We start from the raw sequence: 15673 nt of genomic DNA, 5'->3' as shown, positions 1-15673 counted from the left end.
CTACCCACTTTCTGATCAGCTCCGGCTCTTTTCCGCTCCGGTCCACCCACTTTCTGATCAGCTTCAGCTCTTTTTCGCTCTGGTCTACCCACTTCTTGATCCGTTTCAGCCACTACACGCTCAGTTCCAGCGCTTTTCAAATCAAACCACATTTCAATTAACCCCGAGCCACTTAAAAAAACAAAAAAGACGAGAATGTTAATTTATTCTCGTCCCATCCTAATCTTATTCAGCATTGCGCATTTCATCTAATACACGGTTTACACGTTTTTCTAGCATTTTCATACCGCTACCACCAGCTTGCATATGACGAAGCTGACCATCTTTATCAAATACAAAATATGCTGGTACATATTGGTTTTCAAAAGCATCTGTTAGCTTCATTTCACTATCTACAAAGATTGGTTGTACAATATCATGCTCTGCGGCTACTGCTTTAATTGTGTCTAAATCAGTATCTGCCTCTGAGCGCGGCATATGTACTGCTACAACATTTAGCTCATCCTTGAATTGATCGCGGAAATTATTTACATCTGGCATTGCTTCCTTACATAGATGGCAGCTAACTGACCAAAAATGAATTAATGTTGGCTTTTCACCTACTAAATCTGCTTTAGTTACTTCACCATTCAACCAAGTTGTTGCGCCTGCTAATTCTGGCATTTGTTCACGAAGTTTCATGTTTATATCCTCCTTTACCCTCTTCTAAGTTTAAAAATCCCCACAAACGTGTCGTGGGGAATTCAAAGTTGATAATTGACTCTATTTAAATTATAGAGTTGCTTGACCTGGACGCCAGTTTGCTGGGCAAAGACCACCAGTTTGTAAAGCTTGAAGTACACGTAAAGTCTCGTCAACATCACGACCGATGTTGTTATCGAAAACTGTTTGGTATTTTAATTCGCCTTCTGGGTTGATGATGAATAAACCGCGTAGCGCGATACCTTCTTCTTCAATTAAGACACCATACTCTTTTGAAATTTGGTGGTTTGTATCAGCAGCTAATGGATACTTTAATTCACCAAGACCATTTTGAGTGCGGTCAGTGTTAATCCATGCTAAGTGTGTGTGGATTGTATCCGTAGACACACCAATTACTTCTGCATCTAAGTCTTCGAACTCGTCGTAACGATCGCTCATCGCAGTGATTTCAGTTGGACATACAAATGTGAAGTCCATTGGATAGAAGAAAAGAACAGTCCATTTGTCTTGTGCTTTAATGTCTTCCAATGATACTTTGCCAAAAGATTTGTCTGGAAGTACAGCTTCCATTGTAAAGTCAGGTGCTTGTTTACCTACCATGCGTTCTGCCATAATAAATCCCTCCGATTAAATATGTAGTGTATATTATTCCATTCGCACTAGCGAACTCGTCTTCTACGATAGCAGAGTAATCGTAGTTTTTCAAACAAGTAAACTTCGTTAAAGGACATGTTTCAAATTATCTGACAAATTTTTGTCAAATCCCAAAATGGAATAGCAGCTACAGCCTATTTATTAACTATTTTTAACATTTTTATTCTAAAATAAACAAACTTTTTCTACCTATGATTTATGTTAAATTTCTAAAAATTTTTTCTTCTTTTTTTTCCATAAAAACGATTGCATATCTTAAATTTTTATGTATAATTGTAATGGTTTTAGTAAACTAAAAGTTTTGTTAAAGTAAACTTCATATTTCAAAAGTTTATGATTGCTAAACTTCTTCTAGGAGGGAAAAGATGCAAATAGGAGCAAAAATTAAAGCGCTTCGTTTAAAAAAAGGTCTTACCCAAGAGGAACTTGGAGAACGTACAGATTTAAGTAAAGGCTATATATCCCAATTAGAACGTGATTTAAATTCACCTTCCATTGAGACACTTTTTTCAATATTAGAAGTGTTAGGTTCAACACCTAAGGAATTTTTTGATGATGAATCACCTGAACAAAAGGTTGTTTATACAGAGGAAGATCAATCCACCTATACGGATGAAGAAAAAAAATATGAAATTCAATGGCTTATTCCAACATCAAATGAAAAAGAAATGGAGCCTATTTTCCTAACGCTTGCTGCTGAAGGTGAATTTAAGCAATTTGAACCCTCACTCTCCGAAACCTTTATATATGTAGTAACAGGGCGTATTCGTCTCGTTTTGGGGAATGAACAGTATATCGCTAGTGAAGGCAATGCTCTCTATTTTGATGCGACAGATCATCATCAAATTTTTAATGCACATGCTGCTGAAACAAAGATTTTGCTTGTCGCAACGGATTCATACTTATAGCTAAGGAGGCGCATCTATGACAACGAATTCAATTATCCGCTTTGAAAATGTTTCAAAGTCTTATAATGACGGCACGATCGTCCTAAAAAATATTAATCTAGAGCTAGAAAAAGGGAAATTTTACACATTACTAGGTCCTTCTGGTTGTGGTAAAACAACCATTTTACGAATTATCGCTGGCTTCACTGAACCGTCTACAGGAGATGTTTATTTTCACGATAAAAAAATCAACTCAGTGCCAGCAAACGAACGTCAAGTAAATACAGTCTTTCAGGATTACGCACTCTTTCCTCATTTGAATGTCTTTGAAAATGTCGCATTTGGACTACGTATTAAAAAGCTGCCTGAAAACGAAATTAAGGAACGAGTGGCTGAAGCATTAAAATTTGTTAACCTTGCTGGATACGGAAATCGTGAAATTTCTGAAATGTCAGGTGGTCAACGTCAGCGTGTAGCAATTGCTCGTGCGATTGTGAATGACCCAGAAGTAATTTTATTAGATGAGCCTCTTTCAGCTTTAGATTTAAAGCTACGTACTGAGATGCAATATGAGCTTCGAGAATTACAGCAACGTCTTGGCAAAACTTTTGTCTTCGTAACACACGATCAAGAAGAGGCACTCGCTATGAGCGATGAAATATTTGTACTAAGTGAAGGACAAATTCAACAATCAGGTACACCTGTTGATATTTATGATGAACCCATTAATCGCTTCGTAGCTGACTTTATAGGAGAATCAAATATTGTCCCTGGTGTAATGATTGAAGATTTCAAGGTAGAATTTGCTGGCAAAATGTTCGAATGTGTAGACCAAGGGATGAAGCCAAATGAAAAAATCGATATTGTTATTCGTCCTGAGGATTTAGAAATGACAACTATTGATCAAGGTAAACTTATCGTAAAAGTGGATACACAGCTTTTCCGTGGCGTGCATTATGAATTATCCACATATGATAAGGATGGTAATGAGTGGCTTGTCCATTCTTTAAAAAAAGCTGAGGTAGGGACAGAAATTGGCTTAGATTTTGATCCAGAGGCGATTCATGTTATGCGTTTAAATGAAACCGAAGAAGAGTTTGACAAACGTTTAGAAGCATATGGAGATGAAGATGATGCAAGCTAAAACATCGAAATCAGCCTTATTTCCATACATTTTATGGATTGCACTTTTCGTTATCGCACCAATTGCACTGGTTGTATACTATTCCCTACTAGATATACATGGCGATTTCACGTTTGATAACTATAAAGCTTTCTTTACTTCTGTTTACTTAAAAATGACATTAAGCTCATTCTGGTATGCGTTTTTAATTACCTTCTTTACATTATTAGTTTCGTATCCTACAGCCTATTTTTTAACAAAAACTAAGTATAAGCAGCTTTGGCTCCTGCTAATCATTATTCCTTCTTGGATTAATCTTTTGTTAAAAACATACGCTTTTATCGGAATTTTTGGCTTGTACGGTCCGTTGAACGCATTTATAGAAGTATTTGGCTTTGATCCAAAGCAAATGTTATTTACAGATATTAGCTTTGTATTCGTATCGGTATATATTTTTATACCTTTTATGATCTTACCTATCTTTAATTCTTTAGATCGTTTAAACCCTACTCTTATTTATGCAGCACGTGATTTAGGTGCATCTGCCTTTACGACATTCCGTCGCGTTGTACTACCTCTAACTATGGACGGTGTTAAATCGGGCATACAGGTTGTATTTATCCCTGCACTATCTTTGTTCATGATTACACGCTTAATTGCTGGAAATCGCGTGATTACCCTTGGTACAGCTATTGAACAACAGTTCTTAGTGACTCAAAACTGGGGAATGGGCTCAACTATTGCCGTATTCTTAATTTTGTTCATGGTCATTATTATGCTTATTACAGGACAAAAGGATAAAGGAGGTCGCATACGATGAATAAATTATCAGCTTCCGCAAAAGTGTATTTAGCGATTGTTTTTATCGTCTTGTATGCACCTATCTTTTACTTAATTTTTTATTCTTTTAACAGTGGTGGCTCCATGAATAATTTTGAATCCTTTACACTCGAACATTATAAAGCTGTATTTGAGGATTCCCGCCTATTAGTTATTTTAATTAATACAGTCATCGTAGCTCTACTATCTGCTTTAATTTCAACAATTATCGGTACATTAGGTGCAATTGGCATTGTAACGGTGAAAGATGCAAAAATACGTAATACATTACTTTCATTAAACAATGTATTAATTGTCAGTCCCGATGTTATTATTGGTGCGAGCTTTTTAATTTTGTTCACGATGGTTGGTATTAAATTAGGCTTTGCTTCTGTATTATTAGCACACGTAGCTTTTAGTGTACCAATTGTTGTACTGATGGTTTTACCAAAGCTGCTAGAAATGAATACATCATTAATTGATGCTGCATTAGATTTAGGAGCAACAAAAAAAGATGTGATGATGCGTGTTATTTTACCGTATATTCAGCCTGGTATCTTTGCAGGGTTCTTTCTTGCTCTTACGTATTCTTTAGATGACTTTGCAGTGACGTTTTTCGTAACTGGCAATGGCTTTAGTACATTATCTGTGGAAATTTACTCGATGGCACGTGCTGGTATTTCCTTAACGGTAAATGCTATTTCTGGCTTAGTATTCTTCGTAACGGTGATTGTCGTAGTTGGCTATTATTTCATCACAAGTCGTGCTAGTAAAAGAACGGAGGGACAACAATGAAGCAATTAATTCAAGCTACAATTGCGATCCTTGTCGTGTCCGCCCTATTATTCTACGCTGCGGATGCCTTAAGTGCCGGTGGTGGAAAAAGTGGGAAAAACACGTTAACGATCTTTAACTGGGGAGAATATATAGATCCTGATTTGCTAAAGCAATTTGAAAAAGAAACAGGTATTCATGTCATTTATGAGACGTTTGATTCCAATGAAGCCATGATGACAAAAATTCAACAGGGCGGAACAGCTTATGATATTGCTGTCCCTTCAGAATATATGATTGAAAAAATGAAGGAAGAAAATTTGTTGATTCCTTTAGATAAATCGAAAATTCCTAATTTAAAAAACATCGACCCTTACTTCTTGGATCTACCATTCGATGATGACAATAAATATTCCGTACCTTATTTTTGGGGAACAGTAGGTATTGTCTATAATCCAAACCTTGTTGGTGATTTAGATTTCTCTTCATGGGATGATTTGTGGGACCCTTCATTAAAACGAAAAGTCTTTTTAGTAGATGGTGCTCGTGAGGTAATCGGGATGGGCTTAAATAGCCTAGGATATTCGCTAAATTCATTGGATAATCATGAATTACGTAAAGCTACAGACAAATTAATTACACTTGCCCCAAATGTTAAGGCCATTATTGGTGATGAAATTACCCCTTTAATGATCAATAATGAGGCTACTGTAGCCCTCACTTGGTCTGGGCAGGCAGCAGACATGATGTCAGAAAATGAAGAGCTAGATTTTGCAGTTCCAGAGGAAGGCTCAAACTTGTGGTTTGATAATATGGTCATCCCGAAAACATCTAAAAATATAGAGGGTGCTCATAAATTCATTAATTTTATGCTAAAAGCTGAATCTGGTGCCCAAAACGCTGACTATGTTGGCTACTCTACCCCTAACATTGCAGCAATGAAATTAATGGATAAGGAAGTTGTATCTGATGAACGCTATTATCCTTCTGAAGAGCAACGAGAAACATTAGAAGTATATAAAAACTTAGGTCCTGATTACTTAGGTAAATACAATGAATTATTTTTAGAATTTAAAATGAGTATTCGATAGATTTAAAAAAGTGATGAAAAACAAAATGTTTTTCATCACTTTTTTTGTTGAAGAATGCGATGTCTAAAGAAAGAAACATTTTTATCGTGGTAGCCATGTTGATGATTTTTGCATAACATCTGCTTTATTAGTTTTGTAATACCTTTTGGATAATATTTAGCTTAGAAATTGAAAGATAATCAGCTAGCTTTAATTATTATAAATTAATGAATGAATCTTATCTATCATCATAGTATTCCCTTTCTTTCAATTTGTTTACAATTTATAATAACATTAAAGAGGTAATTATAAACTTTTTCCTAGAAAGGGTTAAACTATGAGTAATAAAAGAAAAATACTATTTTTGCAATTACTATTTCTAATAGCCCACTTCTTTTTAATATTCGTTATGTCAACCCCCTATATCGGTATAGATGTGCAGTATAATAAAAATGGTAAAATTATTATTTCCAATATTTATGAAAATGATGGCTGGGCACGCTATACCAATCTCGCTATCGGTGATGCCATTTTAGAAATAGATGATATTGATGTGACGATGTTCAATAAGCATTTCAAACACAATAATTGCTTTGTTCATGGTTCTAAAATAAAAATTATAAGAAACCAAGAAATACATTACATACAAGCTCCACCTGATTCTCTGAAAGACACTTTTCAGGAAATCATAATTCCAAGTTTATTTTCTCTAACTGTTTTTATTCTGACTCTCTTTATTTACCAACAAAATAATAAAGTTGCATTTTATTTAACAGGATTCCTATTGTCGATGTCTCTTAGTTTTTTTGCTTCGACTGAATCTGGAAGAGGAGATATTGTATCAAGTTTCCTAATTGGAATATTTTTCCCATTATGCTCTCTTTTTTTAATACAGTTCTTTCATATACTGTTATTCGAAAAAGGAATTATCAAAAACAAATGGTTAACCTTCTTTAAAATAAATAGATTCCTTTATTTTATAATTATTATTTTAAAATTATCGACACTTTTCTCAGATTATAATTTTAGTGCTATCAACACCATACTAATTTTAAGTTACTTTTGCCTCAATATTTGTTTTTCTATTTTGCTACTGATTTATTTTTACTTGACTACTAAAAGTACATATCATGAAGTTTTTTTTAAATGGTTAATATTAATTCATGTTTGTGCATTTATACCTTTTATTTTTTTTCACGCTGTTCCATTTATCTTTAGACTACCTTATATACAAGATGATTTGGCAACTTTCACCTTATTTATTATCCCTATTGGGTATACTTATATTGTGTTGACTAATCGCTTAATAGATATTAATTTTATTTTAAAACAAATTCCATATTATACATTTTTAACATTTATTCCCACAGTGATTTTGATGATTTTCGTTATTAGTGAAAGATTCTACATAGATAATATCGTTTTGTATTCTTTCATTTTATTTTTCGTCATTCTTACTATCAATATTGTGACACTATTTTTAAAAGAAAAACTAGATTTTCTTTTAAAAGATAGTTTTCTTTATCAACAGTCCTTTTTTTCTAATAATTTAAATGAGTTTTCACAAGAACTAGCTTCTGTTATGAAAGAAGATGATTTAGAAGACTTATTACTTCATCAAATCAAAGAAACCTTAGATCCTAAAGTTTTACTCTTGATACGCATAAATTATCAAACCAATGAGTACCAATGTTTTGATTTCATGCAAAATAATGAAGAAAGTATACTAGCAGATTCTATTAAACTTAAGCTGAGGAATAATCATTCAGATATATTAATTGATCATCCGAATTATCTTGGCATTCAGCTTTATGAACATCATCATATAGGCACGTATATTTGGATTAGCAAAAAAAGAAATAATACGACGTTTAATTTACATGAAAAAATGTGGTTAATAAATATTGTTAAATACGTAAGATTAGTCTATGAAAATTTAAATATCGTAAAAAATATAATTGCAACCATCGAAAATAGAGACACAACTAATCATCAATCATCCAACACTCTTACTCGATTTTTATTGCAATTGAGTGAACAAGAACGTAAACGATTAGCGTCAGATTTACATGATTCTGCTTTACAAGATCAAACAATTTGGTATCAGAAATTAGATCAACTTATACAAAAATCAAATACTTTACAGAAGGGAGACTTAGAGACATTAAATAAAATCAAGAACGGCTTATTGGATGTTATTAAGCAAATTAGAGACACCTGTAGTGAGTTACGTCCCAACTTTTTATTAAATACTAATTTTACTGCATCTTTAGAGGATCTTTGTAAAAAGAAACAGGCGAAAGCTAGTTTTAGCCTTCGATATGAATTTCAACTTTCTAATTACGCAAACAATCATAATTTAACAGTCTCTATCTACCGTGTGCTCCAAGAACTGCTTACCAATGCTGAAAAGCACTCTAATGCCACATTAGTGTCCATAGAAATGTGGGAGGATGATCATTTTATTTTTTTAGATTATAAAGACAACGGTGTAGGGATGGACAAAATTAGTGAGCAGTATAATGAAGATCATATTGGATTAATCGGTATAAAAGAACGTATTCATATTTTAGATGGAGAGATTGAATTTATTACGGAACTTACTCAAGGATTACAAATTTTAATAACAATTCCGAGGTGAGAACATTGATTCAGCTATTAATTGTAGACGACCATCCAATGGTTGGTCTCGGTACTAAGAATATACTGGAGGAAGTAACAGACTATAATATTACTTATTTATCAAATTGGCAGCAGGTCATACAAGACATTAAGAAAAAAACATTTGATCTTTATTTATTGGATATTAATATGCCTAACTGCTCTGGCATCGAATTATCGAAAAAAATCTTACTTACCCATTCGGATGCTAAAATCATACTCTATACGGGATTTGATTATTCCTGTGAGTTGAACACTCTAATAGAATTGGGAATTTGCGGCATTATAAGCAAATCTGCATCCTATCAGGAATTGGTGATAAATATTCAAGCTGTACTAAATGGTTATGTAATGATTCCAAGGGAAATGTTAATTCGTTCGCTACCGTCTAACATATCTCAAGGATTATTAGTCGCTGAACATCAACAACAATTTTCACAAAAGGAGATGGATATTTTAGAGAGTTTAGCCAAGGGCGCCAGCAATAAAGAAATTGCAGATGAACTTTTTATGAGCATTCGTGCTGTTGAATATAATCTAACTAAAATATATAAAAAGTTATGTGTGAATTCTCGTTCTGAGGCAGTTGCAAAAATTTTAAGTAACAGTCGGGCTCAATTTTAATATTACAGGACGGGGATGTATTGATCTATCCTTGATCAAACGTTAATTTAGGGAAAAATTTTATTATTGTGTTTTTCATAAAGTGACTCTATTAAATGGCAGCGTGGAAGCTAGAAACTTTATCAGTCAGCAAATTCAATTATTATTGCTCCAATCAATCAATGGACAACAAAAAGATATGTATAACCGTATTTCTAATGAATCCGAATATTTAGAAATGGTTAGCTAAAATCTGGCTCTCTTATAAAGCTGGCTTGTATTTTAGGTGCCGTAGATATTCCACAAAAAACCTTGGAAACGATTAAAACATATGCAAATTACTTAGGTGTCGTAGCCCAAATTCGTAACGATGTACATGATCTGTTAGCAGACCATACTATCAATGATTTACATATTAAAAAGGTTAATTTGCCAATTCTCTACTATCTGTGCATAGAGGATAATAATTTTCAACCGATTAAAAATTACTATCATAGTAAAACCCAATATCTGCATTTAACAGCATATGAAAAAGCAAATTTAATGGATATTGTACGTAATGGTGGAGCTATCCCCTATTGTCATGCTCCAGAAAAATTATTCTACTATAAATTCCAAGTCAGTATTAATGATTAGACGCTCACTAGTGCAGCACGTGAGCAGTTATTAAATATAGATATTTAAAGCATAAAAAAGGACATACTCGCTTTCAATTTCAAGCGAGTATGTCCTTTTCACTGATCTCTCAACATATCTAACCTTTTATTTATTTTCTTTCTTTTTTTATTAAACAACATCTCTTTCAGCTTACTATCCGTATTGTTATATTTCTTAAATAAATCATCTGGGTTATCAAATATTCCTAAATCATCTGTTATGGAAAAGCTTTGGACATATACACTTTCACCAGTCCAACAGAGATTTATATTATTTTTATCCTTAACTGAAATTCCATAACCGATAAATCCTTCATTAAAGCTACATAGTCGACTTTTCACTTGCTTTAAATACGAATCGTCTATAATCACACCTTCTAACACAATCCAATCATCATGTAATTGAACCTCCGTCCAAGCGTGAACAATTTTACTTGGTGCTAGTAGATACGTAATGCCAGTCAATGCTCCCTTTTGCATTTTTTTATCAATAAGGAATCCATGTATTCTACAAGGAATCCCAACTGCTCTAAGTAAAGCCATTAGAAGCGTACTTTTTGTATTACATTGCCCATATCCATCGCGTAATACTTCAGAAGCGGGAATATCATCTGTCCGATTATAGCCAAACTTAATTTCATTTCTTACAAAATCATAAATCTCTTTAATTCGATCTTCATAGGCTAAGTCACTCCATCCTCTTTGTTTAACTAATTGCTGGAGAGCTTCGTCTTGAAAATTTAGCATGGCTGTCGGTTCCAAAAATTTCATCATCAGTATTCACCCTTTTCTTCTTCTCTAAATACCCTTATATTACTATTATATCTATGATTATCCATTTACACTAGAATATCTTATGATTAATAATTTTTAATCATTCAAAGTATGTATATTAAATTAATTAGTTCCTAAGAGAAGATATAAATTTGAATCGGTAGGGCTTTTACACCCTACCGATTATTAGTTATACATTACCTTCTTCAATATGCTTCTTTCTTAAAAAAATCAAGGATAAACTAAAAAGGCATGTTAACAATAATCCACACCAAAACGCTTTCGTCATTGCCTCAACAATATACCCTTGTGCCTCATTTCGGATATTACTTTGAATAGTTTTAACTTCTTTTTCTATATTTTCAATTTCAGTATTTACCATAGCAGTTATTTTCTTTTCTAAATCTGCTGAAGCATTAACTTCCACTGTTTTAGGCTTTTGTTTTAATGCCTCTTCCATTTTCACTGCGACAAATTGATCAGACATTTCCTTAGAGACCTTAAAATCCTCTACTTTCTGCTCTCCTTCAAAAAAGCTATCTTTTTTTCCCTTTAAATTTTCAATAGCGACTGTCTTGACGGCATCAGGTATTTCACTATTTTCAAATCGTGCCACACCATCATCCACTATATCGTTTGCATATTGATTTAAAAAACTTAGAGTAATTGAAACAAATAAAGATACACCTAGGGCACCTCCAAGATTTCGTGCTGTCGCAAATATACCCGATCCCAAAGAGACATGCTTTTCTGAAACAGAAACCGTACATACTGTTACACTTGTAACCATGATGATACCCAATCCAGTACCTAATAAGGACATCATCGTAATAAGCATTGGGAATTCAGTATCTGGTGTTAATTTTAAGAGGAAAATAAAACCTGTGACAGTAAAAACATAACCAAAAAGCATTGGGACTTGATAGCCAATTTTATCGATTATTCTCCCAACGATCGGTGCTACGATTAACATAACTGCCGATAAAGGTGTAATAAGAAATGATGCATAAAGTGTTGTAAAATCTTTTACTTGTGTCAGATAAACAGGTAACAAAATTAAAGTACCCATTAACAAAATGCCACCTAAAAAATTAGATAGAATGCCACCCAAATAATGTTTATTGTTAAATATTGAAAAATCCACTAATGGCACCTTTGCCCGCTTTTCTATAAAAATAAATAATAGAGTGGCTAAGATACTTATTGAAAAGTAAATATATATTGTCGTTGAATTCCATCCTAATTTCTCCCCCTGCAATATTGCATAAGTTAGAAAGTAGAGTGCCACGCTAATGACTAACATACCTAGCACATCTAATTTAAATGGTGATTTGATATCTTTAAATCCTTTAAAAGCTAATAGAATAAATGGAAAGGCTACAATAATAATTGGAACATTGATATAAAAGATCCAACGCCAATTAATAAAATCTGTCACTACACCTCCAAGACTAGGACCAATAGCTACAGCAAGTGCACCAACAGCTCCCCATATTCCCATGGCAAGCCCCATTTTTTCTGCTGGTACCGCTGTCCTTACTAGCATCATACTAGTTGGGATAATCATTGCCCCTCCAATGCCTTGTAAAACTCTAGCAGCAATTAAAACTTCTACAGTAGGGGCCATTCCACATAATAATGAGCTTATGGCAAATATGATAACGCCAATTAAAAAAATTTTTCTTCTGCCAAAAAAATCTGCAATTTTCCCTAAAGTAATTAATAAAATAGCGAGCGTTAGCACAAAAGAATTGATAATCCAAGAAGCAACACTTAAATTAATTTCATAATCATTCATAATATTAGGGAGTGAAATATTTACTACGGTACTGTCTAAAAAAACTAAAAATAAACCAAGGCTTACCGCTAATACCTGCTTCATACCCCCGTATATAGGCTCATTTTGATTTGTCATTGTCAACCCTCTTTCATCTGTTCCATGAATTTATAATTGGGTCGGGACATCTAATACAATTTTCCCAATCAATTCCTTAAGAACATCTGGCGTCGGTCCCATGACTGTTCCTGCCATACTATCCCGAATATACCTCTCAATCGGTGTATTAGCGGAATAGGCATGCCCTCCACAAACTTTTAAGCCTAATTCTGCCACCTGTAATACTGTTTGACAGGCCATTACCTTAACCTCTAATGTACTGACCATATCAACTTCCTTGTTCTCCATCCGTTGAACAAATACATTTAACGCTGTCTCTGCCTGATCGCATAGTACTTTTATTTCTCCAATCATTTGCTGAATACTTTGAAAATCAGAAAGATTTGTATTGATATGTGTATAAAATCGTTTCTTCACATAATTTACCGATTCATTGTATATTGCCTTGGCGATCCCAATATTGACTGCTGAAATTCCAATTTGCCCCATTGGAAGCAGGGCCTCACGGGTAATTTTAAAGCCTTCTCCTTCTTCACCAATTAGCATCTGTTTATTTAAGTAAGTATCTATAGTTAATGGTGCACTTTGATTTCCTCTTAGTCCCATACCTTCCCATTTCCCACCAACCTCAATGCCATTATATTCGCTAGCTACAGCAAAGAAATTACTTTGCATTGAATTCTTTGCGAAAGTCGCTTTAGAGTTAATGACATACACATCTGCCTCTCCAGCACTAGTCACCATAATTTTATTGGTCTTTAATCGAAGCCCTTTGTCAGTTTCATTTACCTGACTAACTGGTAAGAAAAAATAACAGCCAGATCCAGCTTCACTTAGTGCAATTGTCGTAAGACACTGACCTTTCCCTATATTACTTAAAATATTTTTTATATAATCATTTTCTTTTCCATACAATAATATAGAAACTGCTGACATATGTTGCACATAGACAAGTGCTGTAGAAGCACAAGCTTGAGCCAGTCTAATTACTGTTTCTTTATAAAGGGATAATGGAGCCTCTAAACCGCCCAACTGCTGAGGAATGATTAAGCCTAAAAAACCCTCCCGTCCAAGCTCGGTAATATTTTCTCTTGGAAACTCTCGTTCTCTATCAATTCGTGCAGCATTTGGGGCAACAAAATCAACGATAATATCATCCAATTTCGTCAAAAGATCTTGCGTAAAATTTCTTTCTTGTATAGTACTCAATTTATTGCCTCCTCTTTTAATAGTATGGGTGAAAATCTCGCATCATCGCATAATGAATCCACTTCAAAAGGTATGCTTTCGTTTAGTTTCTTCATATCCTGAACGACCATATTTCCATAAATAATAAGATTCCCTATTTTTTCTCGACCTTCTCTTGAAATCTTAATGGTTGTATCCTCAAATCGATTCCATCGTTCTCTTGGCTCGATTAAGATACCACTATTACATAAATGTTGACATTTTCCAATTTGCTCTGCATAAAGTCGAAGTGTGTGACAGGATCTAGAAGTGGACACCAATGGATAATTTAAAAAGCCATTTACTTTAATTCCTTCATCTCTAAGCAATTGCACGGAATTTTCCAAATAAATATTGATATCTACATCAATTTCCGTTACACCATTTTCTTTCATAAACCTGATCATAGATGGATTGGCAATATTTAATTGTAAAAATTGTTCCTTCGTCGCCTGCTCTTCATATTGCAAAATATCTTCATACCATGGGCAGTTCCCATAGCTAAAAATTAGTTGCCTACCTACTGATAAAGAGATGTTTGGAGGTAAAGACTGTTGAGCTAAATAACGCATTGTTCCCCAATCATTGACAATCAAATTTAGCTCATAATGGAAAAAGCGCTGCATTTCTGCAATAAATCTTTTCATCGAGGCTTCAAATAATATAGGCATTTCAATTTTCACTTTTTTATCGCGTTCCAATAAAAATTGTATATGCTGATCCTCAAGACCAACCATTTTATAATGGCAGCCTGAATGCCCAAAAGAAACAATTTGATAACTGTCTAATACTTCATCTGATAATGTAAATAAATAATCATGATGAATTCTTAGCTCTTTTACTGGCGTTTTCAATTATGCATCACCTAAATGTATGTTTTTGTAATTGCAGTTGGTTTATAAGTACATCGACATTTTTCACAAAAGCGTGGTACCCATTTCATGACCCACATGAGCTGCTCCTGCTCCGTTATTTTCATCTTTTGATCTATTGTTAAGCCTGAAATACCCATTTCTCGCCATTCATTAAACATATTCACAACCATCGCTAATGTCACTGGATTAGGAGCTTCCCTTCCAAGGAATTTTATGGCAGTTACACCAGCAGAAGCTAGATCTTCTAGATTACACAAACTACAATCAGTTGCACTATCTAAAAAATGCTGCTGATTACTGTGTGTGTTTAATGGAGATAAAACTCGATATAGAGTTCTGATCCCTTCCCCAATTTCAAGATTATTTGGGCTTTCCCATAAACGACAGTTCCCAGCCATACTGCCAGTGCCAAAATTCCCTGTAATCATCAGTTCCATCTCTAAATCCCGAAGTTCGTGAATTTCTTCTAATGTCATTGATTGCGACAATGTTATCCTTTTGACACCTGATTCCTTCAATAGCTCTGCTCCATATTTATTAACTGGTGCTAATTGTGAACCTGAAATAATTTGGATGTTCTTTTCCAAAGAATTAAGTAAATGACAGGATTGTATTGAAGATATTGTAATAGCATCTACACCTTTTTCAAGTGCTCTATAAACATGCTTTTGATAGTCTTTTTCAAAGCCAGTTGGGATGTATGGCGTATTGGCCATAAATATAACTCTAAGATTGTTTGCTTTTGCTAAAGCAATTATGTCGTCTATTTCCTCCCAATCTGAAAAGTGAGCAGGGTAATCTGCTACTGTTTGAAATTTGTTATCAAATGATAGCTGTTGAAAAAGCGGTGTTGAAACGCCAAAATATATTTCATTGGCACCTGCCTCTATCATTTCTTCCATCATAAATTTTGATCGCACAGGTGCTAGGATTTTTAAATTCTCCATCTTA

Annotated in this window: 15 protein-coding genes and 1 pseudogene; 9 read left to right on the top strand and 7 right to left on the bottom strand. The window is 33.9% G+C overall.

Annotated features, from left to right (window positions below):
- Positions 1 to 225: 225 nt before the first annotated feature.
- Together B2R82_RS05550 and B2R82_RS05545 are read right to left on the bottom strand one after the other, a co-directional pair.
- The gene (locus B2R82_RS05550) at positions 226 to 681 is read right to left on the bottom strand and encodes a TlpA family protein disulfide reductase (protein ID WP_286923922.1); all 456 of its coding nucleotides are present in this window, start codon (positions 679 to 681) and stop codon (positions 226 to 228) included.
- Positions 682 to 771: 90 nt separating this feature from the next.
- Positions 772 to 1314 carry a peroxiredoxin gene (locus tag B2R82_RS05545; RefSeq protein WP_286923921.1) on the bottom strand — a complete coding sequence of 181 codons (543 nt, stop codon included), beginning with the start codon at positions 1312 to 1314 and terminating at the stop codon, positions 772 to 774.
- 407 nt (positions 1315 to 1721) lie between these two features.
- On the opposite strand from B2R82_RS05545, the gene B2R82_RS05540 reads away from it, so the two are divergent.
- The 9 genes and pseudogenes from B2R82_RS05540 to B2R82_RS05500 all read left to right on the top strand — a co-directional run.
- Positions 1722 to 2264: a helix-turn-helix domain-containing protein gene (locus B2R82_RS05540; protein ID WP_286923920.1), complete on the top strand. Its 543-nt coding sequence runs from the start codon at positions 1722 to 1724 to the stop codon at positions 2262 to 2264.
- Positions 2265 to 2280: 16 nt separating this feature from the next.
- Entirely contained in the window at positions 2281 to 3387 is a 1107-nt protein-coding gene (locus tag B2R82_RS05535; RefSeq protein WP_286923919.1) for an ABC transporter ATP-binding protein, read from the top strand.
- Complete coding sequence (locus B2R82_RS05530; RefSeq protein ID WP_286923918.1) at positions 3377 to 4186, top strand: ABC transporter permease; 810 nt, start codon at positions 3377 to 3379, stop codon at positions 4184 to 4186. The genes B2R82_RS05535 and B2R82_RS05530 overlap by 11 nt, the downstream gene beginning before the upstream one ends.
- Positions 4183 to 4980, top strand: coding sequence for an ABC transporter permease (locus B2R82_RS05525; RefSeq protein ID WP_286923917.1), 798 nt, complete (start codon positions 4183 to 4185; stop codon positions 4978 to 4980). Before B2R82_RS05530 ends, B2R82_RS05525 begins: the two co-directional genes overlap by 4 nt.
- Positions 4977 to 6050 carry an ABC transporter substrate-binding protein gene (locus B2R82_RS05520; RefSeq protein WP_283870985.1) on the top strand — a complete coding sequence of 358 codons (1074 nt, stop codon included), beginning with the start codon at positions 4977 to 4979 and terminating at the stop codon, positions 6048 to 6050. The genes B2R82_RS05525 and B2R82_RS05520 overlap by 4 nt, the downstream gene beginning before the upstream one ends.
- Positions 6051 to 6366: 316 nt before the next feature.
- Positions 6367 to 8670: a sensor histidine kinase gene (locus tag B2R82_RS05515; protein ID WP_286923916.1), complete on the top strand. Its 2304-nt coding sequence runs from the start codon at positions 6367 to 6369 to the stop codon at positions 8668 to 8670.
- Positions 8671 to 8675: 5 nt separating this feature from the next.
- Positions 8676 to 9314, top strand: a complete 639-nt coding sequence (locus B2R82_RS05510; RefSeq protein ID WP_283870983.1) for a response regulator transcription factor — start codon at positions 8676 to 8678, stop codon at positions 9312 to 9314.
- 103 nt (positions 9315 to 9417) lie between these two features.
- Positions 9418 to 9543: a hypothetical protein gene (locus tag B2R82_RS05505; protein ID WP_286923915.1), complete on the top strand. Its 126-nt coding sequence runs from the start codon at positions 9418 to 9420 to the stop codon at positions 9541 to 9543.
- Positions 9544 to 9554: 11 nt separating this feature from the next.
- A pseudogene (locus B2R82_RS05500) lies at positions 9555 to 9929 on the top strand (competence protein ComQ); the annotation flags it as partial.
- A 98-nt stretch (positions 9930 to 10027) separates the two neighbouring features.
- Here the strand turns inward: B2R82_RS05500 and B2R82_RS05495 are convergent.
- The 5 genes from B2R82_RS05495 to B2R82_RS05475 form a co-directional block, all read right to left on the bottom strand.
- Positions 10028 to 10723: a transglutaminase-like domain-containing protein gene (locus B2R82_RS05495; RefSeq protein WP_286923914.1), complete on the bottom strand. Its 696-nt coding sequence runs from the start codon at positions 10721 to 10723 to the stop codon at positions 10028 to 10030.
- A gap of 190 nt (positions 10724 to 10913) precedes the next feature.
- The gene (locus B2R82_RS05490; protein WP_286923913.1) at positions 10914 to 12638 is read right to left on the bottom strand and encodes an MFS transporter; all 1725 of its coding nucleotides are present in this window, start codon (positions 12636 to 12638) and stop codon (positions 10914 to 10916) included.
- A 30-nt stretch (positions 12639 to 12668) separates the two neighbouring features.
- The gene (locus B2R82_RS05485) at positions 12669 to 13829 is read right to left on the bottom strand and encodes an acyl-CoA dehydrogenase family protein (protein WP_286923912.1); all 1161 of its coding nucleotides are present in this window, start codon (positions 13827 to 13829) and stop codon (positions 12669 to 12671) included.
- Positions 13826 to 14701 (bottom strand): hypothetical protein, encoded by an 876-nt coding sequence (locus tag B2R82_RS05480; RefSeq protein WP_286923911.1) that lies wholly within the window; start codon positions 14699 to 14701, stop codon positions 13826 to 13828. The genes B2R82_RS05485 and B2R82_RS05480 overlap by 4 nt, the downstream gene beginning before the upstream one ends.
- 11 nt (positions 14702 to 14712) lie before the next feature.
- A complete protein-coding gene (locus B2R82_RS05475; protein WP_286923910.1) occupies positions 14713 to 15669 on the bottom strand; it encodes a peptidase U32 family protein in 957 nt (318 codons plus the stop codon).
- Positions 15670 to 15673: the final 4 nt, after the last annotated feature.

It is taken from the genome of Lysinibacillus sp. UBA6686, assembly GCF_002455205.1.
Classification (GTDB): domain Bacteria; phylum Bacillota; class Bacilli; order Bacillales_A; family Planococcaceae; genus Lysinibacillus; species Lysinibacillus pakistanensis.
This window is presented reverse-complemented; position numbering and strand designations above follow the sequence as displayed.

Bases quoted from the DNA above. Each gene is read 5' to 3' on its own strand.
- B2R82_RS05550 (WP_286923922.1), bottom strand. From the start codon at position 681: ATGAAACTTCGTGAACAAATGCCAGAATTAGCAGGCGCAACAACTTGG.
- B2R82_RS05545 (WP_286923921.1), bottom strand. From the start codon at position 1,314: ATGGCAGAACGCATGGTAGGTAAACAAGCACCTGACTTTACAATGGAA.
- B2R82_RS05540 (WP_286923920.1), top strand. From the start codon at position 1,722: ATGCAAATAGGAGCAAAAATTAAAGCGCTTCGTTTAAAAAAAGGTCTT.
- B2R82_RS05535 (WP_286923919.1), top strand. From the start codon at position 2,281: ATGACAACGAATTCAATTATCCGCTTTGAAAATGTTTCAAAGTCTTAT.
- B2R82_RS05530 (WP_286923918.1), top strand. From the start codon at position 3,377: ATGCAAGCTAAAACATCGAAATCAGCCTTATTTCCATACATTTTATGG.
- B2R82_RS05525 (WP_286923917.1), top strand. From the start codon at position 4,183: ATGAATAAATTATCAGCTTCCGCAAAAGTGTATTTAGCGATTGTTTTT.
- B2R82_RS05520 (WP_283870985.1), top strand. From the start codon at position 4,977: ATGAAGCAATTAATTCAAGCTACAATTGCGATCCTTGTCGTGTCCGCC.
- B2R82_RS05515 (WP_286923916.1), top strand. From the start codon at position 6,367: ATGAGTAATAAAAGAAAAATACTATTTTTGCAATTACTATTTCTAATA.
- B2R82_RS05495 (WP_286923914.1), bottom strand. From the start codon at position 10,723: ATGATGAAATTTTTGGAACCGACAGCCATGCTAAATTTTCAAGACGAA.
- B2R82_RS05490 (WP_286923913.1), bottom strand. From the start codon at position 12,638: ATGACAAATCAAAATGAGCCTATATACGGGGGTATGAAGCAGGTATTA.
- B2R82_RS05475 (WP_286923910.1), bottom strand. From the start codon at position 15,669: ATGGAGAATTTAAAAATCCTAGCACCTGTGCGATCAAAATTTATGATG.